Origin of the sequence: Solwaraspora sp. WMMB335, assembly GCF_049179075.1 — a bacterium.
In the GTDB taxonomy this organism is placed as follows: Bacteria; Actinomycetota; Actinomycetes; order Mycobacteriales; family Micromonosporaceae; genus Micromonospora_E.
Genome location: NZ_JBMHMF010000001.1, coordinates 3,923,561 through 3,944,193, shown reverse-complemented (window position 1 = coordinate 3,944,193; position 20,633 = coordinate 3,923,561). Strand labels below are relative to the sequence as shown.

Sequence of the window (20,633 nt, the reverse complement as noted above, 5' to 3'; positions counted from 1 at the left end):
AGATGGATCGCGCGGTGAGTGAGGACGACGACACCATGACCATGACAGCCGGCCACGACAACACCGCGGCGTCCCCGGCGATCCCGCCGGGCCGGCCGCTTGCCGGGCTGGAGGCCCGCGAGATCACCGCCTGGTTCGGCGATCGACAGGTGCTCGACCGGGTTTCGCTGGTCATGCGCGCCGGGGAGGTCACTGCCCTGATCGGGCCGTCCGGGTGTGGCAAGTCGACATTTCTGCGCATCCTCAACCGGATGCACGAACTGATCCCCGGTGCCGGTATCGCCGGCGAGGTCCTGCTCGACGGGCAGGACATCTATGACGCCGCGCGTCGGATCACCGAGGCACGCCGGCAGGTCGGCATGGTGTTCCAGAAGCCGAACCCCTTTCCGGCCATGTCGATCTACGACAACGTCGTGGCCGGTCTGAAGCTCACCGGCACGAAGGTGAAACGCGCCGTCAAGGACGACCTGGTCGAGGAATGCCTGACGAAAGCGGGCCTGTGGCGCGAGGTCCGGGACCGGCTCCGTCAGCCCGGGGGTGCCCTCTCCGGCGGTCAGCAGCAGCGCCTGTGCATCGCCCGCTCACTGGCGATCCGACCTCGGGTGCTGCTCATGGACGAACCATGTTCGGCGCTCGACCCGACGTCCACCCGGGTCATCGAGGAGACCATCGCCGAGCTCGTGTCCGAGGTGACGATCGTCATCGTCACACACAACATGCAGCAGGCCGCCCGCGTTTCCGACCAGTGCGCGTTCTTCCTCGCCGAACACGGCACCCCCGGATACATCGTCGAGCACGGACCGACCGACGCCATGTTCGGCGACCCGGTGGATCCCCGTACCGCCGACTACGTCCATGGCCGGTTCGGCTGACGGTGCTCTGGCCGTCTACGACCGATCAACTGTCGAACCAGGCGTCAAACCGTGGCCGGGGCCGGGTGCGGGTCCGGCACGTTGTCATCGGTGCGGCGAAGGCGGGGGACCACGGTGATCGCGAATGCGCCGAGCACCGCCGGGACGGCGAAGCAGTAGAAGTTCCACTCGGTTCCGAGGTGAGCTGCGGAGATCCAACCACCGACCAACGGGCCCGCGATCGCACCGGCCCGGCCGACGCCGAGTGAGACTCCCAGCGCGGCGGCCTGGACGGCCGGCGGATAGTACGTGGCGACATATCCGTTGACCAGCGTCTGGGTGCCGATGCTGCCGAGCCCGGCCACCGCGATCGCCACGGTGAGCACCGCGGCGCTGGGACGGGCGCTGAGCACCAGAAGCGCCAGAGCGGCCGAACCGAACGAGGCGATGACCACTGGCCGGGCGCCGAAGCGGTCGGCCAGCGCGGAGGCGATCAGGCAGCCGAGGACGGCACCAGCGTTCAACGCAAGCTGGAAGGAAAGCGCAGAGGTGAGGCCGTAACCAGCGGAGCGCATGATTTGCGGCAGCCACGTGTTCAGGCCGTAGACCAGCAGCAAACCGCAGAAGCTGGTGGCGGCGAAGGCGAACGTGGCTCGCCGCAGGTCGCGCCCGAAAAGCCTGCCGAGGTGCTGCGGGCGCCGGTTTCGGGCCACCAGGATCTGCCGTGATTCCGGCAGGAACGCCACGACCAGTGGCAGGACGACGACTAGCGGAGCGGTCCCGATCCAGAACAGCGCCCGCCAGCCATGGTCCGCGAGCACCAGGATCGCGATGAGGGCGGCCAGCACACCGCCGACGCTGTAGCCGGTGAACATCGCCGCGTTCGCGAACTGCTTACGGCCCGCAGCGGCGTACTCGACGGTAAGCGCAACGGTGCTGGGGATGACGCCGCCCAAGCCGATGCCGGCCAAGAACCGGCATACGCCGAAGGAGATCGGGCCGGCGGCCAACGCAGTCCCTGCCATCGCCAGGGAGAACCAGGTCAGGCTGACGATGATGACACGTCGCCGGCCGACGCGGTCGGTCACCGCGCCGACAGTGAGCGCGCCGACAAGCATACCGACCAGCGCGCAGCTGCCGAGGAGGCCGATGGCGACCGGGCCGAGGCCCCAGCCGGGTTCGCGCAGTAGCTCGGGAACGGCAGATCCGAACACGATCAGGTCGTACCCGTCACAGACGCTGATCAAGAAGCACAATGCTCCGACGAGCAGGGCGCGATGACGCGGAGACGATGGCATGGCAGCTCCCTTCGACCAAGCCGAGAAGGTCAGAACCGGTCGGGGCTTGCGAAGCCCAGTGGCACCCGGGGTGTACGTCCGGTGACCAGGTCGGCGATGGCCTCGCCGATGGCGGTCGCATGCTTGAAACCGTGCGCGTTGCAGCCGCCGGCCACCACCAGCCGTGGGTCGCGCCGGGGCCGGCCGATCAGGAACTGCCCGTCCGGAGTGGCGGAAACCAACGAGGCGGCGGACCGGGCCGGCACCGGTTCGAGACCAGGCAGCGTCGCCGGCAACACGGCGGAGACGGCGGACCAGTCGTCGGACCGGACCTCCCGGTGCTCGGCGGCCAGATCGAACGGGACTGCGGCATCCGTGGTGCCGACGGCCTCCACTCCGAGCTTGACTTCGCGTTCGCCGCCCCGGTCGTAGCCGTTGCCCCACAGGATGGTGTGCGCGTCGAGTTGGCGCATGAAGACCGGCAGCCGGTCAAGGGCGAAGGCGTCACCGCCGGTGGCCGGGCGGAACCAGGTGACCGGGAACCGTAGCGCGCTCAGCGGAGCCTCGGGCAGGAAATCGGACAGCCACGCTCCGGTGGTGAGCACGGCTTGTTTGGCCCGCAGCGTCCTGACGGAGGTGTGCACCGCGACACCGCCGGCTACCGGCTCGACGGACTCGACCCGGGTGCCGGCGTACACGCGGGCGCCGCGCGAGCCGGCGACCCGAACCGCGGCCGTTACCGCGGCGGTGGCCCGGATCAGCCCGGCGGACGGTTCCCAGAGCGCGACGTCGTCCGCCGCGAGGCCGTGGTGTTGCGGCCAGCGGGCAATGGCCTCGTCGCCGGTGAAACTGCCGATGTCGATGGCGTGCCGGGCCGCAGCTTCGCTGGTGCCGCGCACGACGACCCCGTCCTTCGGACCGATCAGCAGGCCACCACATTGGTCGAGCAGTGGGATCGCGGCATGCTTTTCCAACATCCGCCAGAGCGTGAGCGAGCGGCGGGCCAGCGGGGCCAGGTCCGGGTGTTCGAGGCTGGTCAGGCGAAACATGCGGGTGCCGCCGGGGGTGGAGGATCCGAAACCGTGGCCGAGCCGAAATCTCTCCAACCCGACGACGTCCACCCCGCGCTCGGCCAGCTGCCACAAAGCGGAAGCGCCCCACGCACCCAGACCGACCACGACGACATCGGCATCCCAACGGTCCATGGAACCTCCTTCGACGAACAATCACCGCCAAGTCCATCGCGGGGCGGTTGGTATGCCATGAGTAGCGGGTACCTCATCCGCGAGCCGACCCGAGCCGGTGGTCGGGAGCGGTGTTGAGTAGGGCGTACTCAGGTGTGTGCCGGCGGCTGGGTGCTGTGCTCGACGGGTGTTCTTCAGAGTTCTCGGCCCGATCGAGGTCTCCGACACCGCCACGCACCGGGGGATGGCGCCGCGTAGTGGCGCCCAGCGGGTGCTGCTGGCCGCGCTCCTGGCCCGACCGAGCGCGGCGGTCGCAACCCGAAGCCTGATCGAAGAGCTGTGGGGCGGTGCGCCGCCCCGTTGCCCGGCCAACGCCCTCCAGGCACATGTGTCCCGGTTGCGGCGGTTGCTGCAGTCGGCCGGGCCGACGCCGGGACACGGCCCGGACCTGAGACCTGAGGGTGAGGGGTACGCACTGCGCGTCGCCCTCCTGGACACCGACTGGGGCCTGTTCACCCGGGATGTCAACCGTGCCGCGGCGCTGCTGCCGGACGACCCGGTCACGGCACGGGCGGTGCTGCGCCGGGCTCTCGGCCTGTGGCGCGGTCCTGCCCTCGGCGGTGCTGGCACCGGCCCACTGGTCACCGCGTTCGCCGAGGTGATGTGGACGCGGCGTCGGGAAGCGGCAGCCATGTTGCGGGACGCGTCGTACCAGGGACCTGTCGGCGCCACCGCCGGGCCGGCGGGCGACCTGGTGCGGCTCGCCCGCCAGCTCGACGGGGTCGTCGCCGAGCAGCGACGGCTCAGCGGGGCGGTGCAACGCCTCACCGACCTGGTGCTCACCCGGGTTCCCGGCGGCGGTGGGCGGGATTAGCCGACCGTGGCCGGCTGCGCGGCCACGTGAGCGGCGAACAGCCGCATCGACGCGGCAGCGGCGGCCAGCTCGGTGGTGCCGGCGTTGAACTGAAGGCTCACCGACAGGTCGTCGCCGAGGCTCGCGGCGATCTCGGCCAGCTGCCGTCGTACGTCGTCCGGGTCACCGGCCAGCACCTTGTTGGCGTGCAGCGAGGCGTCGAAGTCGTACTTGGCGGCCTTGTCGGGAAACGCCGCATACCCGGGATAGTCGGTGTGTTCGGTATCGGCCAGCGGGGCGACTGCCCGAGCCATGTGCGAGATGTAGTTGCGTTCCTGCTGCTCGGCCCAGGCCAGCGCGACCCGCCGATCCTCATGTAGGTAGCAGGAGTACTTGATCTGGATGTCGTGCGCCCCGGCTGGCCGGCCGCCAGTGACCCATGCGGCCCGGTAGGCACCGAGGATCTCGCGTAGCTGCTCAGTGGTGGTCACCGACGGAACCACCTGTAGGTGGAAGCCGTTGCGGCCGGCTGCCGTCGCGGAGTCTGGGCTGGTGGCCGCAGCAACGTAGATTGGCGGGTGGGGGCGCTGTAGTGGTCGTGGCGTGACGGTGACCGGCCCGAACCGGTGGAACTCACCTTTGACGACCACATCCTCTTCCATCCAGAGTCGACGGCAAGCCTCGACGCATTCGGCGAATCGGGCTCGACTGGTCTGCATCGGTACGTCGAACAACGCGAATTCGGCGGGCAGGAAGCCGCGGCCGAACCCGACGTCGAGTCGGCCCTTGGACAAATTGTCCAGCATGGCCAATCGACCGGCGATCGCCACCGGATGCGCCAGCGGTGCGACCACGGCACCGGTGACGACACGGATGCGCGAGGTGCGGGCTGCGGCCGAGGCGAGGAAGAGCAACGGATCCGGGGAGAACCCACCGTACGAGGAGGCGTGGTGCTCGACCGTCTGTACGTGTGTGAAGCCCAGCTCCTCGGCGAGCTCCACGAGCGAGAGACTGTCCTCGAAATAGGCGTCGGCGCTGCGGATCTCGGGATCGACGACCGGAAAGAAGTTGACGCCGAATCGCATGGAACCTCCTGCGTTTGTCGATGGACTCGCTGCATTTGGTAGCAGGCCGTACGCCGCTGACCGCAACTTGTCAGGACTGCTGTCAGCGCAGTCAGGAACGAGTCAGTACCGACTCGGGCGGGCGCGCACCGCCCTACGGTGAGCCGGTCTCACCCGCCCACTGAGGAGGTTGCGAGTGCTCCTGACGTCAAATCTTCCCTACACGGTGCCCCAGAACGGGCGGGGTAGCGTTATGGGCGCGGCCGAGATGGAGACCCTGAGCTCCGTGCTGACCTCGCCGGCCGCCCTGTCCTCGGGCGGGTGGCGGGAACGTTTCGAAGAGCGGTTTCGGGAACTGTGCGGCAGTCGGCACGCACTTACCGTCACCAGTGGCACGGTGGCCTTGGAAATCGCGGTACACCTGCTGGATTTGCGGCCCGGCGACGAGGTGGTAGTGACGCCGCAGACCTACCAGGCGACGGTGCAGCCGCTGCTCGGCCACGACGTAACCGTGCGGTTCTGTGACGTCGAACCGGACTCGCTCAACATGGATCCGGACAAGCTGGCCCCGCTGCTCACCGACCGGACCCGGGCAGTGATCCTGGTCCACTACGGCGGCTGGCCGGCCGAGATGGACCGGATCGTCAAGCTCGCGCACGAGGTCGACGCGCTGGTGGTGGAGGACTGCGCACACTCGTTGGGCGGCGCCGTGGACGGTCGGCGGCCCGGAGCACTCGGCGACATCGGTTGCTTCAGCTTCCACTCCAGCAAGAACATAACCACCCTCGGCGAGGGCGGGATGATCACCTTCGACCGGGACGACTGGGCCACCCGGGTCGACCGAATCCGCTCCAACGAGGTGGACGGAGAGTACTACCCGGTGCCGGCTGCGGGGGTGCCGGCCGAGCTGCGGTGGATGAAGTACGCCCAGTCGGCCTACGGCATCGGGTGCTCGCGGGTCCGTCGGGCAGGCACGAACGCGACACTGTCCGAAGCGGCCTGTGCGGTGGGACTGGTACAGCTTGACCGACTCACCGAAATGGCCGATCGGCGTCGGCACATCACCAACCGGTTGAACGAGGTGATCAGCCGCTACCCGGGCGTGCGCGCCCAGCACCCGCGGGACGGAATCCGGCACGCACATCACCTCTACACGTTCTTCGCTGGTGACCGGGTGCGCCGGGCGCGGATCCTCGCCGAGCTCGATCGGCGCGGCATCGAGCTGCAGCTGCGTTACTTTCCGCTGCATCTGACGCCTGAGTGGCGGGCGCTCGGGCACGGTGACGGTGAGTGCCCGGTAGCCGAGCGGCTCTGGTTCACCGAGCACATCAACCTGCCATGCCAGCCGGTACTCACCGACGCGCAGATCGACCATCTGGTGTGGGCGCTGGACGTGACCCTTGCCGGCACCGCCGTTTGAGGAGGAACTGTGCCGTTCATCGAGGTGAAACTCTACGAACAGCGGCTCGCTGAGCCGTCCGCCGCGTCGCGGCTCATCACCGCGCTGACCGATGCCGCCGTTTCCGTGCTCGGTGAGAACGCGCGTGCGCACACCTGGGTGGTGCTCACACCGGTGCCGTCGAAGCTCTGGGGAATCTCCGGAGCGTCTGAGCCCGCCCCGGAGGACGATCATGACGGTGCGTGACGGGGATACCTATCTCGCTGGGCTACGGGCGCGCCCGCGCCGGGTGTGGCTGCATGGCGACCCAGTCGGCGATGTGACCGTCGACCCAGCGCTCGCCGGGCCCGCCACGCGGATCGCCGAGCTCTACGCGGGGCAGCATCTGCCGGAGCAGCGGGAGCTGCTGGTCGGCACAGCGGACGGGGCCGAGGTGCCGCGGGCGCTGACCGTGCCCCGTTCGCGGCACGACCTGCGGCTGCGCGCGGAGGCGTTCCGGGCGCGTGCCGAGCCGCAGTTCGGGTTGCTCGGGCGGGCGCCGGACTTCGCCGGCACCGCGCTGGCCGCGCTCGCTGCGGCACCGCGCCTGTTCAGCGAGATGGGGCCCCGTTTCGTCGAGAACATCGAGCGGTACGTCGCGTGGGTACGCGCCGAGGATCCGTACGTGGTCCCGGCCATCACCGCGCCACAGATCGACCGATCGCCCGACGGGGCTGGCACCGGCGCGGTGACCGTCGTCGCGGAGAACGCCGACGGCCTGATCGTGCGTGGTGCCAAGATGATATGTACGTCCGCGCCGATCGCCGACGAGATTCTCGTCTACAACCCGCCCGTTCTGCGGCCGGGCGACGAGCCACTGGCTGCGGTCTTCGCGGTACCGGTCGATGCGCCCGGTCTACGGATGATCTGCCGGCCGCCGCTGCACGGGCCTGGCACCGACCCGGAAGAGCACCCCTTGGCGGCTCGCTTCGAGGAGGTGGACGCGCTACTCGTCTTCGACGATGTGCTGGTGCCGTGGGACCGGGTGTTCCTACACGGATCCGTGGACCTGTCCAACGCGCTGCACCGACGCACCTGCATGCCGTTGCTGGTCGGCCAGCAGGCCGGCATCCGCGCCCTGGTGAAGTTGGAACTGTTGACCGGCGTCGCGGTCGCGGTCGCTCGGGCGGTCCGTGCCGATGCGTATCTGCATGTGCAGAGCCGGCTCGGGCAGGCCGTAGCCGGCTTGGAACAGGCCCGAGCGCTGCTGGCCACGGCCGAGGTCGAACACGGTACGTCGCCCGAGGGCGTGGTCTTCCCCGGCGCGGCCCAGATGGGCGCGCTGCGGGTGCTTCTGGCCCGGCAGTACCGGGAGACGGCTGAGACGGTCCGTGCCATCGGCGGCAGTGGGCTGGTGATGCGCCCGTCCTTGCGTGACGCGGTGCAGGAGCGAGCGGGCGACCTGGCCGCGTTTCTGCCCGGCGCGGGCGGGCTCGCCGCCGACGACCGGATCAGGCTGTTCAACCTGGCGTGGGATCTGGTCGGAGACGGCTTCGGACAGCGGGCCGAGCTGTTCGAGTGCTTCGGTGGTGGCGACCCGTTGCGGGTGTCGGCCGGTGGCTACCTGGCGGCCGATCGGACCGCCTTGCTCGCCTCGGTCGATCGCGCGGTTCGTCCGCCGACGCCGGTACGCGCCTAGTCGTCTCCGGCCGGCTCGAAGCGCGGCCTGGACCGTTGCGGCGGGCGACGCAGTGCGTGGCGCGGCCCCGGAGCCCGACTCCGGGGCCGCGCCATGGTTCAGCCGCGGGCCGGTGCGGACGCTTCCGGTGCGGATGCTTCCTGCGTGGACGCTTCCTGTGCGGTGAGCTTCCACGACTGGACCTGACTGCGTTCGCGCCAGAAAGACGCGTATCGGCCGGGTACGTCCTTCAACTCCTCGTGGGTGCCGTGCTGGCTGATCCGGCCCTCCTCCAAGACCAGGATCTGGGTGGCGGCGACCACTGTGTGCAGGCGGTGGGCGATGACCAGCAGAGTCCGATCTGCGGTGAGCACCGCCAAGGCGTCTCGTACCGCCCGCTCGTTGCTGGCGTCGAGCGAGGCGGTCGCCTCGTCGAGCAGCACGATCGGCGCGTCCTTCAGGATGGCCCGGGCGATCGAGACCCGCTGGCGCTCACCACCCGAAAGCGCGGCACCGCCCTCGCCGACCTGGGTGTGCCAACCGTCCGGCAGCCGCTGCACGATCTCGTCCACCCGCGCCGCGCGGGCGGCCTCGCGCACCTCCTCGTCGCTCGCGTCGGACCGGCCCATCCGGACGTTCTCCAGAATCGACCCTTCGAAGAGAACCACGTCCTGGAAGACCACGGCGATGAGTGACATGAGGTCGTCGGTGGACAGGTCGCGTACATCCTCTCCACCCACCCGGACGCGACCGGAGTCGACGTCGAAGAACCGGGCGATAAGCCGGATGACTGTGGTCTTGCCGGAGCCGGAGGGCCCGACCAGTGCGGTCATGGTGCCCTGCGGCACGGTGAAGGAGACATTGCGTAGCACGGGGGTGCTGTCGTAGCTGAAGGTGACGTCGTCGAACTCGATGGCACCGCCGGTCGGGCGCCGTGGGACGTCGGGCTCGGGCAGCGGCTCGGCCGCCAGCAGCTCCCGGACGCGGTCGATACCGTTGCCGATCCGATTGGCGGCCGAGCCCAGCGTGGCCGCCTCGGCCATCGGTTCGACGAAGCGAACGGTGAGAACGAGCAACGCGATCAGATCGGCGGCGCCGATCCTGCCGCCGAGGGCAAGTGTGGCGCCGGTGATCAGAACGACGGTGAAGGCGGCTTGGACGACGAGGGAGAAGCCGACGAGGCCGGGGATCGCCGCCCGCAGCACCCGACGTGCGGCGTCCCGCTGGATGGTCAGCGCTTCGGTCAGCACGCGGTCGCCGTGCTCGCCGCCGAAGGCACGCAGCACCGGTTGCGCGGTCGCGAACTCGATCACGCGGGATCCGGTCTCCTCGATGGCCCGGTGATGGGCGCGGTTCGCCGTGACGGTCAGTGAGGTGCTCCACCGGTAGCCGACCACGATCACCGGTACGGTCAATGTGGCGGCCAACGCGATCCGCCAGTCGAACAGGAACAAGGTCAGCACCACAGTGGCCGGCGTGACCATGGCGTTGATCAGCGGCCGGAGGAGGTGGGCAGGCGCGCTGGAGATCGACATGACGGTCTCGCCCGTCATCGTGCTCAGACCGCCGAGGCGCGCTGGGCCGAACCAGCCGAGCGGAAGCGTTGCCACGTGATCACCGATGCGATGGCGTAGATGGCGAGAAAGGTACGCACCCGAGCGCATGCCGTCGCGGAGGCCGCGGAACTGAATCACCGCCCAGCACACGGACAGGGCGAACAGCGCACCCAGCCAGGGCCAGACATCGGCCGGACTCGGACTGAGCAACGCGCGCAGGATCGGTACGACCAGCGCGAAGGCCACGCCCTGGAGGACGGCGGCGGCCGCGATCATGATGACCAGCCGGCGGATGGCGCGGCCTTCGGCGGGACCGACGACGGCGAGGAGGCTGCGGATCATCGGTGAGCTCCCTGCGGGTGAAGGGCGACCGGTACGGACTCGGTGTCCTGGTCGGCCCATAGGGTCGAGTAGTAGCCGCTGGCGACGAGTAGCTCCTCGTGGCGGCCGCGTTCCACGATCCGCCCGTCGCGTAGCACGACGATCTGGTCGGCGGTGACGACGCTGGCGAGCCGGTGCGCGATCACCAGCAGCGTCTTTCCCTGGGCCAGCCGGGTGAGCGCCGATTGGATCGCCGCCTCAGAGTCGGGATCGGTGTAGACGGTGCCCTCGTCGAGCACGATCACGGGTGCGTCGGCGAGCAGCGCGCGGGCGATGGAGACGCGCTGCGCCTCGCCGCCGGAGAGGTTCGTCTCGTCGCCGATGATCGAGTCGTACCCCCGGGGAAGCCGGATGATCCGGTCGTGGATCTGCGCGTCGCGCGCCGCGGCCTCGACTTCCTCGGCACTCGCGTCCGGCCGGGCGATGCGGATGTTGTCGATGACGCTTGCCCGAAGCAGGCAGACGTCCTGGAAGACGATAGCGAGGCGACGGTAGAGCTCGGCGGCGGGAATGTCGCGCACGTCGACGCCCCCGACTCTGACCGAACCGCCGGTAGCGTCCCAGAATCGAGGTAGCAGGGCGGCGAGTGTGCTCTTACCGGCTCCCGATTGACCGACGAGCGCGGTGACGGTGCCCGGATCGAGGACGAGGTCGACGTCGCTGAGCACGTCCGTCCGCCCGTCGTAGGAGAACGAGACGCCGCCCAACTCGATCCGGGTGTCGGCGGGGACGGTCGGGTTGGCCGGCGGCGGCAGCGGCGGGATGGACAGCACCGCGACGACCCGATCCGCTGCCTGCTGAGCCGCGCGTACATCCTGCTCGGCGAAGGTGAGGGCCGTGATCGGAGCGGTCAGCCCGCCGCCGAGAAGTAGGAAGGGCACCAGATCGGCGGGAGGGAGTTGTTCGGAAATGATCATGGCGGCGCCAGCGGTGAGCACCACGAGCAACACGGTGACCGGGGAGAGCACCGTCTCCGAAAGCGCCCGAGGCCCGATGAGTCGGGCCACCCAGGCGGTGAAGAAGTCGGCGAACGCGTCGGCTGCCTCGGCGAAGCGGCGGTAGGCCCGCCGGCTCAGACCGAAGGTCTTGACCACGGCGATGCCGCGGACGAACTCCACGGCGCTGGCGTTGATCCGGGCCGTTTCCTGGTCCATCGAGGTCAGGTTCGCCATGAACTTTCGACCGGTGCGCCCGTACAGGGCGATACCTACCACGAGCGGCGCGGCGGTGATCAGTGCCATCCGCCAGTCGACCCAGGCCAGGTAGCCCAGCGACGCCAACGGAACCACCGCTGCGGAGACCAGTTCCAGGACCGAGTGCGCGACCATGTGGTGCATCTGGTCGACGTCGTCCTGGACGGCCTTCTTGACCACGCCGGAGTTGGTGGATCCGAACCAGCCGAGCGGTAGCCGGCCGAGCCGGTCGACAAGCAGACGGCGTACGTGTAGCTGGAAATCGTTCTCCGCAAAGTGCGCCACGGCGCTCGCGATCACCGCTAGCACGAGTCGGCCGAAGAGAGCGGCGGTCGCCACGATGATGATCTTGACTACTCGCCCCCGGTCGATCGGCGGGTCGAGCACCTCGTAGCCCAGGTGGGCGACCGCGACGAGAGGCACCACGCCGAGCGCGGCGGCGGCTGCCTGAACTGCCGCGGCCAGCAACAGCCGGCCGCGTATGGGCCTGAGGAGTTCACCCAGGGCCTGTTCTCTCTTGGACATGCGGCGCCTTTCTTCCTGGGTCTCTCTCTTACACAGCGTTGAACACGTAAGGCTGACCTTAGCTGACGTCGCTGCTGAGGCCAAAGGACCAGTACGATCTGCTTAAATCGGGGGATGCAGGCTCCCGCCGCCCGGTCGCGATCCCGAGTCGCGGACGGGCTCACCCCGATCACCGTTACCGCGATCATCGACGCAGCCGTGTCACTGACGGTGCGGTGCGGCGTGGAGAACTGGAGCCTGCGTGAGCTGTCCCGGATGCTCGACGTCGGGCCACGGGTGATCTACCACCACATCGGCGACCGGGACGCGGTGATAGCCGAGGTCGTTCAACGGGTGGTTGCGGAGCTGCCCGTACCCCCGCGAGATCTGCCCTGGCGGGAGTGGTTCGCGGCGATGCTGCTGGGCAGCCGGCCGGTGCTGCGCAGACACCGCGGGGTCGCCCGGCGGCTGGTCGTCATGGGCCCCGCCGTGCCGGCGGCGCTCGATCTGATGGACCAGGGGATCCAGGTGCTTCACTCAGCCGGGTTCGGCCGGGGCGCGATCGCCGCGTACCGCTTTCTGATCAACACGACGTTCATGCAGATCGCCGCGGAAGACGACCGCGTCGAACGGCATCCCACCGCCCGCGACGAGCTTGCGGTTCTGCTGCTTGGCCAGCGGGACGCGGTGAACCGGCCGGGACTGGCCATGGTCGGGGCGGACATCGCGGCCCACGGCTCGGCACCGACCGATACGGCGCTGGTCGACGCGAGATTCTACGAGTACACCGTGTCGCGGGCACTTGACGGCGTAGCGGCGACACTTGTCTCCGTCGCCGACCGGTAGAGCCAGTCCACCTCGCTGTAGTCGGTCTCGTCTCGGGCCTGGAACAGCCGGTCCCGTAGCCCGCGGGTGATCGGGTCGGCGGTGTGCCACACCTCGCCCCACGCGGTCGCAGCAGTCTGGCAGCGGCCGGTGCGAGGGATCCGGTCCCGCTCGTAGCGGTCCAGTGCGCGCACGGTGTCCGGTTCGGTGGCGAGCGCGGTGCCCAAGGACACCGCGTCCTCCAGCGCTTGACAGGCGGCCTGGGCGAGGTATTGCACCATCGGGTGGGCGGCGTCGCCAAGCAGCGTGACCGTGCCCGACCGCCAGGTCGGCAACGGTGGCAGGTCGCACACCGGCCAGCACCGGCTGCGGTCGATCAGGGCGAGCGCCGCTTTGGCCTGCGCGCATGCCGGGGCGAACCGCTCATCCAGGTCAGCGGCGGTGCCGTCCGGCCGGTCGCGGACAACTGCGGCGACGTTGCACAGCCGGCCGCTGCGGACCGGGTAGCGGACCAGATGCGCGTTGGGCGAGATCCAGATGTGCACCTCGGCGGGCACCGGATCCGACAACCGTTCCACCGGGGCGATGCCCCGATAGGTGGTGAATCCCGTACGGCGTAGCGGGTAGTCGCCGACCAGCGCACGGGTGCGGGACGAAGCACCGTCCGCCCCTACCACCGCGGCGCAGTCATAGCGCTCGCCGTCCTCGAAGGCGACCACGACGGTGTCCTGCCGCGGAAGGACCCGGGTCACCTTGCGGCCGGACCAGATCTCGATCAGCGGGTCGGCCCGGCACCGATCGTGTAGTGCGGTGAGTAGATCGCCGCGGTGGACAACCAGGTACGGGGCGCCGTACCGAGCCCGGTACGGAGCGCCGAACCGCAGTCGGGTCAGCGTCTGCCCGGTGCCCAGATCGCACATCCGGGCCCGGGCCGGCTCCACCGCGGTCGCCGCCACCTCGTCCAGGACCCCGAAACGGTGCAGGATCCGGGTGGCGTTGGCACCCAACTGGATGCCGGCCCCGATTTCGGCGAACTCGGCCGACCGCTCCACCACGGTGACCCGGAGACCCTCGGCGGCCAGAGCGATCGCGGCCGACAGTCCGCCGATGCCGCCGCCGACCACCATGATCGGAACTTGCATGTCCCGCCTCCTCTCTGACTGCTCAGAAGTAGAGAATCGACTTGTCCCAGTTGTCGTGTGGGCCGAACAGGCTGCGAGGCTTCAACACGTCCGTGTCGGCGGTCAGCACCGCGTCCGGCACGAGCGAGCCCGGTGGCAGCGGCGTGATCCGGTGCGGCACCCCGAATCGACGGTCGATCGCGGTACCAAGCTCCGCGCGGGCCAGCTCCCTCTGCGCCGGCGGTACCTCGAACTCGACCGTCAGCAGTTCCTGCTCGGCCCGTGCCCGCCAGAAAATCACCTCCCGTTCCCGGGGCAGGCCGAAGATCAGCTCCTCCAGCCGCTCCTGAGTGACGCCGATGCCGTGCACCCGGTATTCGAACGCGGACCGGCCGAGTACCCGGACCGTCGGAAGGAACCAGCTGTCCCGGTCCGCGTCCCGGTAGGAAACCTCCACCTCGTCGGCAAGGTGGTAGCGCAGTAGCGGCATCGCGTCCCGGTACAGCGGCGTGGCAACCAGCGTGCCGCGGCCCTCCGGCTGCAATCGGCCGGTCTGCGGATCCAGCACCTCGAACAGCACCCGGTCGGCCCACAGCCGCATCGTGCCGTCGGGGGCTGCGCCGGCGAGCGTGCCGGTCTCGGTCGCGCCGTACTCCTCGACCACCGGAATCCCGCCCCAGATCTCGCTGATCCGGTTTCGGCGTGCCCCGGTGAGCGGCTCGGCGGAGACGAACAGTGCCCGCAAGGCCGGGAAATCGGTCGCCGGATCCAGCCCGGCCGCTCGGGCGGACGCCGCCCACATCATCGTCTCCGTCGGGTTCCCCCACGTCAGCGTGACGTTGAGATCGTGCAGCACCCGCACGACACGGGACATCGGCATCGCGAGGGAACGACAGTCGCCCGGGATCACCGTCGCACCGCGCAGCCGCGCCGCCGCGTGCGCCAGGTGCCCGGTGATCATCAGCGCGTAGGGGGTACGTACCAGGAACACGTCGTCCGCGTTGATGCCGACCCACTTGCGCGCATACCGCTCGGCCAGGTCGTGCCAGTCGCCCGCGGTGTAGAAGCTCGGCGTCGGCGTGCCCGCCGAGCCGCTGGACTCGTGATAGGTTGCCAGCTCCGCAGGATCGACGGCCAACATCCCCCACGGGTACGCATCCCGCAAGTCCTGTTTGAGCGTCAACTCCAGGGCGAAGAAATCCTCGACCGTAGTCGGCGTGTGGCCGCCGGCGAATCTCTTCTGGTAGAACGGCGACCGGGCCGCCCGCGCCAGCAGTCGGGGCAGCCGTGCCCGCTGCAGGTCGTGCAACTGCTCCACCGAGGACCAGTCGCCGAGCTCGGGCCTGTGCCCATCCATCCGGCCTCCCTTCACCGCACCATGGAGTACACGACAACCGAACCAGCCCGGGGCCCGGCGATCGTGAGTAGCCACTACTCGTCCGTCGCTGGCCGGTGGCAGATGACCGGAACACGGTCGCCATGTTCTGGACATCGCGTTGAGTAGCGCCTACTCACGTTCCGGAGGTCGTCCGCTGCTGTGCTCGACGGGACAGCCGTCGGAAGGAGCACACGTGAAGGTGAAGGACCTGTATCTCGCCGGAATCGGGGGATACCTCCCGGGGTCGGTCAGCACCGCGCTCGCCGTCGAAAAGGGTTGGTACGACGAACAGCGCCGGCTTGCCTCCAAGATGGAGTCAGTGGCTGTGGAGGAGACCGTGCCGGCGCCGGACATGGCCGTCCGGGCGGCCAACACCGCGCTGCACCGCTCCGGCCACACTCCAGAGGAAATCGGCACGCTACTGCACAGCAACACCTACCACCAGGGCCCCGATGGCTGGTCCGCGCCACACTACGTGCTCCGCAACACGATCGATCGGCCGGTTCAGGCGATGGAGATCCGGCAGGGCTGCCTCGGCATGCTGGCCGGCCTCGAGGTCGGCGCCTGTCGACTGATCGCCGGCGCACCGGAGCCGGCCGTGCTGTTGACAACCGGTGACAACTTCTCCACTCCGCTGGTGGACCGCTGGAACGCCTCCGGTCTGTTCCTGTTCGCCGACGCGGGTGCCGCGGTGGTGCTGTCCCGTCGGCCCGGGTTCGCCCGGCTGCTGGCGATCGGCTCGCTCTCCGAGCCCTCCATGGAGGCGCTGCACCGCGGCGACGAGCCGCTGCTGCCGCCGTCGGTGACACTCGGCCGTGCGCTCGACTTCGACAGCCGGCTGCGCTACTGGCGGTCGCAATGGGCGGCCGGCGTGAAGCCGCCGATCGCGGACTTCGGCGCGCGGGTAGCTGACATCGCCGACCGCACTCTCGACGAGGCCGGGATCGGCATGAGCCAGGTGCGCCGGGTCTGCCACATCGGCTTCAACTGGGATCCACTGCATGCCATGTTCCTGGAGCCGCTTGGCATCGACGCCGACCGCGGCGTCTGGGACTTCTCGCGCACGGTCGGTCATACGGGTGTCGCCGACCTCGTGCTAGGCCTGGACTACCTGTGGTCGGGAGGGCACGTGGTGCCCGGCGACCATGTCCTGCTGATCGGCGCTGCGACAGGTATGGAAGCCGGCTGCGCGGTCCTGCAGATCACCGAATCTCCCGACGCGTGAGTGGAGGAACCATGCTTGACGGCTGTACACCATGGCCTGCGGCGGACGCGGAGCGCTACCGGGCGGCCGGTCACTGGCGCGGTCGCACGTTGCCCGAGGCACTGGCCGATGCGGTCCACGCGTACGGGACGCGTACCGCCCTGGTGTCAGGACCGAATCGGGTCAGCTATGCCGAGTTGGGCAACCGGGTGGCCAGTCTGGCTGCCGGACTGCGTGATCGGGGTGTCGGCGTCGGGGACCGGGTAGTGGTGCAACTGCCGAACCGGGCCGATTTCGTGGTGGTCTGCTTCGCACTTTTCGCCCTCGACGCCAAACCGGTCTTCGCGCTGCCCGCGCACCGGACCGAGGAGATAACTCATCTGGTACGACAGACCGAGGCGATCGCGATCGTGGTCGCCGGGGTGGCGCAGGGCTTCGACTTCGTGACACAGGCCCGGCGGGTACGGGCCGAGTGTCCGAGCCTACGTGACATCTTGGTGACAGACAGTGGTATGGCCACTGGTGACGCGGTAGCGCTGGACGATTTGGCCGGCGCTCCGGCCGATGTGGTCGCCGCCGACCCGTCCGACGTCGCGTTCTTCCTGCTTTCCGGCGGGACTACCGCGCTGCCGAAGCTCATTCCGCGCACTCACGACGACTACCTTTACCAGGCGATGGCTTCGGCCGAGGTGATCGGCCTCCGGTCCCAGGACGTGTACCTGGCCGTGCTGCCCGTCGGCTTCAACTTCACCTGGGGCTGCCCGGGTGTCATCGGCACGCTGCTCCATGGCGGCACGGTGGTGTTCTGCGAGTCCCCGGCTCCGGAGATGTGCTTCCCGCTTATCGACCAAGAGAGGGTGACGGTCACCTCGACAGTGCCGTCGGTGACCCTGCTCTGGCTGGAAGCGGCCGAGTGGGCCCAGGCGGACTTGAGCACGTTGCGGCTGCTGCAGATCGGTAGCGCGAAGCTGCACCCGAAGGTGGCGGCCCGGATCGAGCCGGAGCTGGGCTGTCGGCTGCAGCAGGTTTTCGGCATGGCGGAGGGTCTGCTCACCTGTACCCGCGACAACGACTCGGCGGAAACCGTCCTGAACACCCAGGGCCGGCCACTGTCCACCGCCGACGAGATGCGCATCGTCGGCCCGGACGACCGGGAGGTGGCGCCGGGCGAGATAGGCGAGCTGCACGCCCGCGGGCCATACACACTGCGTGGCTACTACCGGGCGCCGGAACACAACGCGCGCGCGTTCACCGCCGACGGCTTCTACCGCACCGGTGATCTGGCCCGGCTGACCCCGGGCGGCGAGTTGGTCGTCGAGGGCCGGCTCAAGGACGTGGTGATCCGCGGCGGCGACAAGATTTCCGCGCCCGAGGTCGAGCAGCACCTGCTGACGCACCCGGCGGTGGCACAGGTCGCTGTGGTCGCCGAGCCTGACGAATCGCTCGGTGAGCGGGTCTGCGCCGTGGTGGTACCGGCCCGTGGCCTCTCGGAGGATCGGTGGCCACGCGTACCAGAGCTGCGTCGGCTGCTCATGGAGCGTGGACTGGCGTCTTTCAAGACGGTCGACAGGGTGCATTTCGTTGAGGAGTTCCCGCTCACGGGACTCGGCAAGATCAGCAAGGCGGCGCTGACCGCGCAGCTGGCGAAGGTGGGGAATGACGGTGTCTGATCCGATGGAGACCCGGCTGCGGGCTATCGTGGCGCCACTGCTCGGCCTGGAACCGCCGGACGTGCCGCTCACGGAGAATCTCGTCCATCTCGGGCTCAGCTCGCTGGACGTGATGCGGGTCAGCGGGCGGCTGCGGCGGGAGGGAATTTCCGTTGACCTCGATCTGCTGATCGGCGAGCCAACGTTGGCCGCCTGGTGCCGCCACGTCGAGTCGGCCGACGCTGCGGGGCCGCGATGACAGTGCCGCTGCTGATCCGGGGCGCTTATATCCACCCGGGCGGTGACGGGGAAGTGCTGCCCGATGGCTGCCTGCTGGCGGTCGACGGCCGGATTGCCTACGTCGGACCATCGACCGACGCGGACCGGCTGCTCGCTGCGCTTCCCACCGCGGAGCGGCAGCGCACGTTGGAAGTGGACGGGCGCGCGTTCCTGGTACTGCCCGGGTTCGTCAATGCGCACTGGCACGATCTGTTCGCACTGCGGTTTCCCTTCAACGGCGCGTTGCGGCCGGCATCGGACCGGGCCGACCTGCCCGGATTCCTGGCCCGCGGGGGAGACCTCTATACGGTCTGCCGGATCTTCGACGGCTTCCACGACGTCGTCGGCGCGCTGGAGCCGGCCGAGGCACTGGCCATCGCCCGGTATTCGCTCTGGACCCAGCTGCGGGCGGGTGTCACCACGATCGCCGACGCCGGATCCGTGAACCGACCGGATGCGCTCGCCGAGGCGGCAGCCGGGCTGGGCATGCGCCTCATGCTCGGCACGTGGACCACCGACGCGGTCTGCGTGCCAACGGAAGTCCAACCTCAGCGCACCAGGGACACCGACGAGGTGCTCGCCGAGCTGGAGGTGACGTTGAAGCGATGCACCGGCGACGACTCCGGCCTGCTGCGTGGGCGGGTGGCCCCGGTTTACCCGATCACGATGACCGACGAGCTGGGCCGAGGGCTCGCCGAGCTAGCCGACCGGTTCGACGTGCCGGTGGCCACCCACGTGGGTGCGCAGCGGAACGAGGCCGAGTTCACCGCCCGGCACTTCGGTATCACCCCGGTGCGCAGGCTGGCCGCGCTCGGCCTGCTCAACCCGCGGCTGATGGCTATCCACTGTGCCTTCGCCGACGCCCAGGAGCGACGGCTGCTGCGGGAGGCCGAGGTCCACATCAACCACTCACCGGCCAAGTACGGCGCGGCCGGTGAATCCGCGCTCACCGAGACCCGGCTGATTCCCGAACTGCGCCGAGCCGGCATGGACGTATCCCTGTCCACCGACGGCGCGCCGCTGTCCTTCGCCGGAATGCCGGAGGCGATGCGGGCTGCCTGGCAGATGCACAACGAACTGTACGCCGACCCGACCGTGGTCCGGCCCAGCGACGCGCTCGCCATGGCCACCAGCATCGCCGCCCGTGGCCTCGGGTGGGACGACGAAATCGGCGCGTTGACCCCGGGCAGCCGCGCCGACCTGGTGCTCATCCGTCGGGATGACTGGCGGTACACGCTCAACCCGCGTCCGCTGGAGGTGTTCCTGTCGATCGGCGGTTCTGCCGATGTGGACACCGTGGTCGTCGGAGGCCGGGTGCTGATCGACGGCGGGCGCGGGGTCACGGCCGACGAGGAACGGCTGCGGGCGGACTACATCGAGGCGGTCGCCGAGTTCGCGATCCGGCGGCACGCCGCCGATCCGGACCGGGTACGTGCCGCGGTCGCCGCCGACGCCCGCGTCCGCGAGACCGTGAGGAGCTGACATGCAGGGACGAGTGGCGGTGGTGACCGGTGCCGCAGGGGGAATCGGGCGCGCCGTCGCGCAGTTGCTGGCCGGCGACGGTGTAGCGATCGCGATGGTGGACCAAGACGGCGGCGGGCTCGCGGCGGCCGCAGCCGGGCTTCCTGACGGCACGCCGCACCTGACGATGAGGGCCGACGTGCGCGATCCGGCGTTGGCGGAGGGTGCGGTGGCCCGCACCGAGGCGGAGCTGGGTCCCGTCGACTACCTGGTCACCTGCGCCGGCATTCTGCGTACCGGACCGGTCATCGGGCTCAGCGACGCGGACTGGGCGGACACGCTGACAGTCAACTGCACCGGCGTGTTCACCATGGCCCGGTCCGTTGGCCGGCGGATGGCCCGGCGCGGCGAGGGCTCGATCGTCACGGTCGCCTCCAACGCGGCCCGTACCGCCCGTGCCGGGATGGCCGCCTACGCGGCGTCGAAGGCCGCCGTCCGTGCCTTCACGGTATGCCTCGGTCTGGAGTTGGCACCGTACGGCGTCCGGTGCAACGTGGTCGCGCCCGGCTCGACCGACACCCCGATGCTCACCGCGCTCTGGAAGGACGCGGACTCGGCCCGACGCAAGTCGCTGACCGGCGACCCTGCCTCCTTCCGGGTCGGTATCCCGCTCGGCCGGGTCGCCCAGCCCGCAGACGTGGCACGGGCCGTGCGTTTTCTGCTCTCCGAGGAGGCTGCCCACATCACCATGCACGACCTCGTCATCGACGGCGGTGCCGCGCTCGGCGCGTGAACCC

18 protein-coding genes are annotated in these 20,633 nt (G+C 69.5%); 11 read left to right on the top strand and 7 right to left on the bottom strand.

Features of this window, described 5'->3' with window-relative positions:
• Nucleotides 1-41 precede the first annotated feature (41 nt).
• A complete protein-coding gene (locus ACN27F_RS16990) occupies nt 42-872 on the top strand; it encodes a phosphate ABC transporter ATP-binding protein (protein WP_421440266.1) in 831 nt (276 codons plus the stop codon).
• A 44-nt stretch (nt 873-916) separates the two neighbouring features.
• Here ACN27F_RS16990 and ACN27F_RS16985 read toward each other — a convergent pair whose 3' ends face one another.
• Entirely contained in the window at nt 917-2,149 is a 1,233-nt protein-coding gene (locus tag ACN27F_RS16985; protein ID WP_421434495.1) for an MFS transporter, read from the bottom strand.
• Nucleotides 2,150-2,178: 29 nt separating this feature from the next.
• Nucleotides 2,179-3,333 carry an N-methyl-L-tryptophan oxidase gene (gene solA / locus ACN27F_RS16980; protein ID WP_421434494.1) on the bottom strand — a complete coding sequence of 385 codons (1,155 nt, stop codon included), beginning with the start codon at nt 3,331-3,333 and terminating at the stop codon, nt 2,179-2,181.
• A gap of 166 nt (nt 3,334-3,499) precedes the next feature.
• On the opposite strand from solA, the gene ACN27F_RS16975 reads away from it, so the two are divergent.
• Nucleotides 3,500-4,186 (top strand): AfsR/SARP family transcriptional regulator, encoded by a 687-nt coding sequence (locus tag ACN27F_RS16975; protein WP_421434493.1) that lies wholly within the window; start codon nt 3,500-3,502, stop codon nt 4,184-4,186.
• Here ACN27F_RS16975 and ACN27F_RS16970 read toward each other — a convergent pair.
• On the bottom strand, nt 4,183-5,250 hold the full coding sequence (locus ACN27F_RS16970; RefSeq protein WP_421434492.1) for an LLM class flavin-dependent oxidoreductase: 1,068 nt from the start codon (nt 5,248-5,250) through the stop codon (nt 4,183-4,185). The two genes, ACN27F_RS16975 and ACN27F_RS16970, sit on opposite strands and share 4 nt — an antisense overlap.
• Nucleotides 5,251-5,482: 232 nt before the next feature.
• On the opposite strand from ACN27F_RS16970, the gene ACN27F_RS16965 reads away from it, so the two are divergent.
• The 3 genes from ACN27F_RS16965 to ACN27F_RS16955 are packed head-to-tail and all read left to right on the top strand — an operon-like array spanning nt 5,483 to nt 8,306.
• Entirely contained in the window at nt 5,483-6,649 is a 1,167-nt protein-coding gene (locus ACN27F_RS16965) for a DegT/DnrJ/EryC1/StrS family aminotransferase (protein WP_421434491.1), read from the top strand.
• A gap of 9 nt (nt 6,650-6,658) precedes the next feature.
• Nucleotides 6,659-6,874, top strand: coding sequence for a tautomerase family protein (locus ACN27F_RS16960; protein ID WP_421434490.1), 216 nt, complete (start codon nt 6,659-6,661; stop codon nt 6,872-6,874).
• The gene (locus ACN27F_RS16955) at nt 6,867-8,306 is read left to right on the top strand and encodes a 4-hydroxyphenylacetate 3-hydroxylase N-terminal domain-containing protein (RefSeq protein ID WP_421434489.1); all 1,440 of its coding nucleotides are present in this window, start codon (nt 6,867-6,869) and stop codon (nt 8,304-8,306) included. Before ACN27F_RS16960 ends, ACN27F_RS16955 begins: the two co-directional genes overlap by 8 nt.
• Before the next feature lie 98 nt (nt 8,307-8,404).
• Here ACN27F_RS16955 and ACN27F_RS16950 read toward each other — a convergent pair whose 3' ends face one another.
• On the bottom strand, nt 8,405-10,183 hold the full coding sequence (locus ACN27F_RS16950) for an ABC transporter ATP-binding protein (protein ID WP_421434488.1): 1,779 nt from the start codon (nt 10,181-10,183) through the stop codon (nt 8,405-8,407).
• Entirely contained in the window at nt 10,180-11,940 is a 1,761-nt protein-coding gene (locus tag ACN27F_RS16945) for an ABC transporter ATP-binding protein (RefSeq protein ID WP_421434487.1), read from the bottom strand. The genes ACN27F_RS16950 and ACN27F_RS16945 overlap by 4 nt, the downstream gene beginning before the upstream one ends.
• Nucleotides 11,941-12,054: 114 nt before the next feature.
• Between ACN27F_RS16945 and ACN27F_RS16940 the strand changes: the two genes are divergently transcribed.
• Nucleotides 12,055-12,765, top strand: coding sequence for a TetR/AcrR family transcriptional regulator (locus ACN27F_RS16940; RefSeq protein WP_421434486.1), 711 nt, complete (start codon nt 12,055-12,057; stop codon nt 12,763-12,765).
• Here ACN27F_RS16940 and ACN27F_RS16935 read toward each other — a convergent pair.
• Both ACN27F_RS16935 and ACN27F_RS16930 read right to left on the bottom strand, forming a co-directional pair.
• Nucleotides 12,696-13,886, bottom strand: coding sequence for an FAD-dependent monooxygenase (locus ACN27F_RS16935; protein ID WP_421434485.1), 1,191 nt, complete (start codon nt 13,884-13,886; stop codon nt 12,696-12,698). The genes ACN27F_RS16940 and ACN27F_RS16935 overlap by 70 nt on opposite strands.
• Nucleotides 13,887-13,908: 22 nt before the next feature.
• Nucleotides 13,909-15,222: a phenylacetate--CoA ligase family protein gene (locus ACN27F_RS16930; RefSeq protein ID WP_421434484.1), complete on the bottom strand. Its 1,314-nt coding sequence runs from the start codon at nt 15,220-15,222 to the stop codon at nt 13,909-13,911.
• Nucleotides 15,223-15,436: 214 nt separating this feature from the next.
• Between ACN27F_RS16930 and ACN27F_RS16925 the strand changes: the two genes are divergently transcribed.
• The 5 genes from ACN27F_RS16925 to ACN27F_RS16905 are packed head-to-tail and all read left to right on the top strand — an operon-like array spanning nt 15,437 to nt 20,629.
• Nucleotides 15,437-16,468 carry a ketoacyl-ACP synthase III family protein gene (locus ACN27F_RS16925; RefSeq protein ID WP_421434483.1) on the top strand — a complete coding sequence of 344 codons (1,032 nt, stop codon included), beginning with the start codon at nt 15,437-15,439 and terminating at the stop codon, nt 16,466-16,468.
• Nucleotides 16,469-16,479: 11 nt separating this feature from the next.
• Nucleotides 16,480-18,117 (top strand): (2,3-dihydroxybenzoyl)adenylate synthase, encoded by a 1,638-nt coding sequence (locus tag ACN27F_RS16920; protein ID WP_421434482.1) that lies wholly within the window; start codon nt 16,480-16,482, stop codon nt 18,115-18,117.
• Nucleotides 18,110-18,355, top strand: a complete 246-nt coding sequence (locus ACN27F_RS16915; RefSeq protein ID WP_421434481.1) for a phosphopantetheine-binding protein — start codon at nt 18,110-18,112, stop codon at nt 18,353-18,355. The genes ACN27F_RS16920 and ACN27F_RS16915 overlap by 8 nt, the downstream gene beginning before the upstream one ends.
• The gene (locus ACN27F_RS16910; protein ID WP_421434480.1) at nt 18,352-19,857 is read left to right on the top strand and encodes an amidohydrolase family protein; all 1,506 of its coding nucleotides are present in this window, start codon (nt 18,352-18,354) and stop codon (nt 19,855-19,857) included. The genes ACN27F_RS16915 and ACN27F_RS16910 overlap by 4 nt, the downstream gene beginning before the upstream one ends.
• Before the next feature lies 1 nt (nt 19,858).
• On the top strand, nt 19,859-20,629 hold the full coding sequence (locus ACN27F_RS16905; protein ID WP_421434479.1) for a 2,3-dihydro-2,3-dihydroxybenzoate dehydrogenase: 771 nt from the start codon (nt 19,859-19,861) through the stop codon (nt 20,627-20,629).
• The last annotated feature ends 4 nt before the right edge of the window (nt 20,630-20,633 follow it).

What these genes read in the sequence shown, in the direction of transcription:
- ACN27F_RS16920 (WP_421434482.1), top strand. Translation starts at nt 16,480, where the DNA reads ATGCTTGACGGCTGTACACCATGGCCTGCGGCGGACGCGGAGCGCTAC.
- ACN27F_RS16945 (WP_421434487.1), bottom strand. Translation starts at nt 11,940, where the DNA reads ATGTCCAAGAGAGAACAGGCCCTGGGTGAACTCCTCAGGCCCATACGC.
- solA (WP_421434494.1), bottom strand. Translation starts at nt 3,333, where the DNA reads ATGGACCGTTGGGATGCCGATGTCGTCGTGGTCGGTCTGGGTGCGTGG.
- ACN27F_RS16940 (WP_421434486.1), top strand. Translation starts at nt 12,055, where the DNA reads ATGCAGGCTCCCGCCGCCCGGTCGCGATCCCGAGTCGCGGACGGGCTC.
- ACN27F_RS16935 (WP_421434485.1), bottom strand. Translation starts at nt 13,886, where the DNA reads ATGCAAGTTCCGATCATGGTGGTCGGCGGCGGCATCGGCGGACTGTCG.
- ACN27F_RS16910 (WP_421434480.1), top strand. Translation starts at nt 18,352, where the DNA reads ATGACAGTGCCGCTGCTGATCCGGGGCGCTTATATCCACCCGGGCGGT.
- ACN27F_RS16990 (WP_421440266.1), top strand. Translation starts at nt 42, where the DNA reads ATGACAGCCGGCCACGACAACACCGCGGCGTCCCCGGCGATCCCGCCG.
- ACN27F_RS16905 (WP_421434479.1), top strand. Translation starts at nt 19,859, where the DNA reads ATGCAGGGACGAGTGGCGGTGGTGACCGGTGCCGCAGGGGGAATCGGG.
- ACN27F_RS16930 (WP_421434484.1), bottom strand. Translation starts at nt 15,222, where the DNA reads ATGGATGGGCACAGGCCCGAGCTCGGCGACTGGTCCTCGGTGGAGCAG.
- ACN27F_RS16950 (WP_421434488.1), bottom strand. Translation starts at nt 10,183, where the DNA reads ATGATCCGCAGCCTCCTCGCCGTCGTCGGTCCCGCCGAAGGCCGCGCC.
- ACN27F_RS16965 (WP_421434491.1), top strand. Translation starts at nt 5,483, where the DNA reads ATGGGCGCGGCCGAGATGGAGACCCTGAGCTCCGTGCTGACCTCGCCG.
- ACN27F_RS16985 (WP_421434495.1), bottom strand. Translation starts at nt 2,149, where the DNA reads ATGCCATCGTCTCCGCGTCATCGCGCCCTGCTCGTCGGAGCATTGTGC.
- ACN27F_RS16970 (WP_421434492.1), bottom strand. Translation starts at nt 5,250, where the DNA reads ATGCGATTCGGCGTCAACTTCTTTCCGGTCGTCGATCCCGAGATCCGC.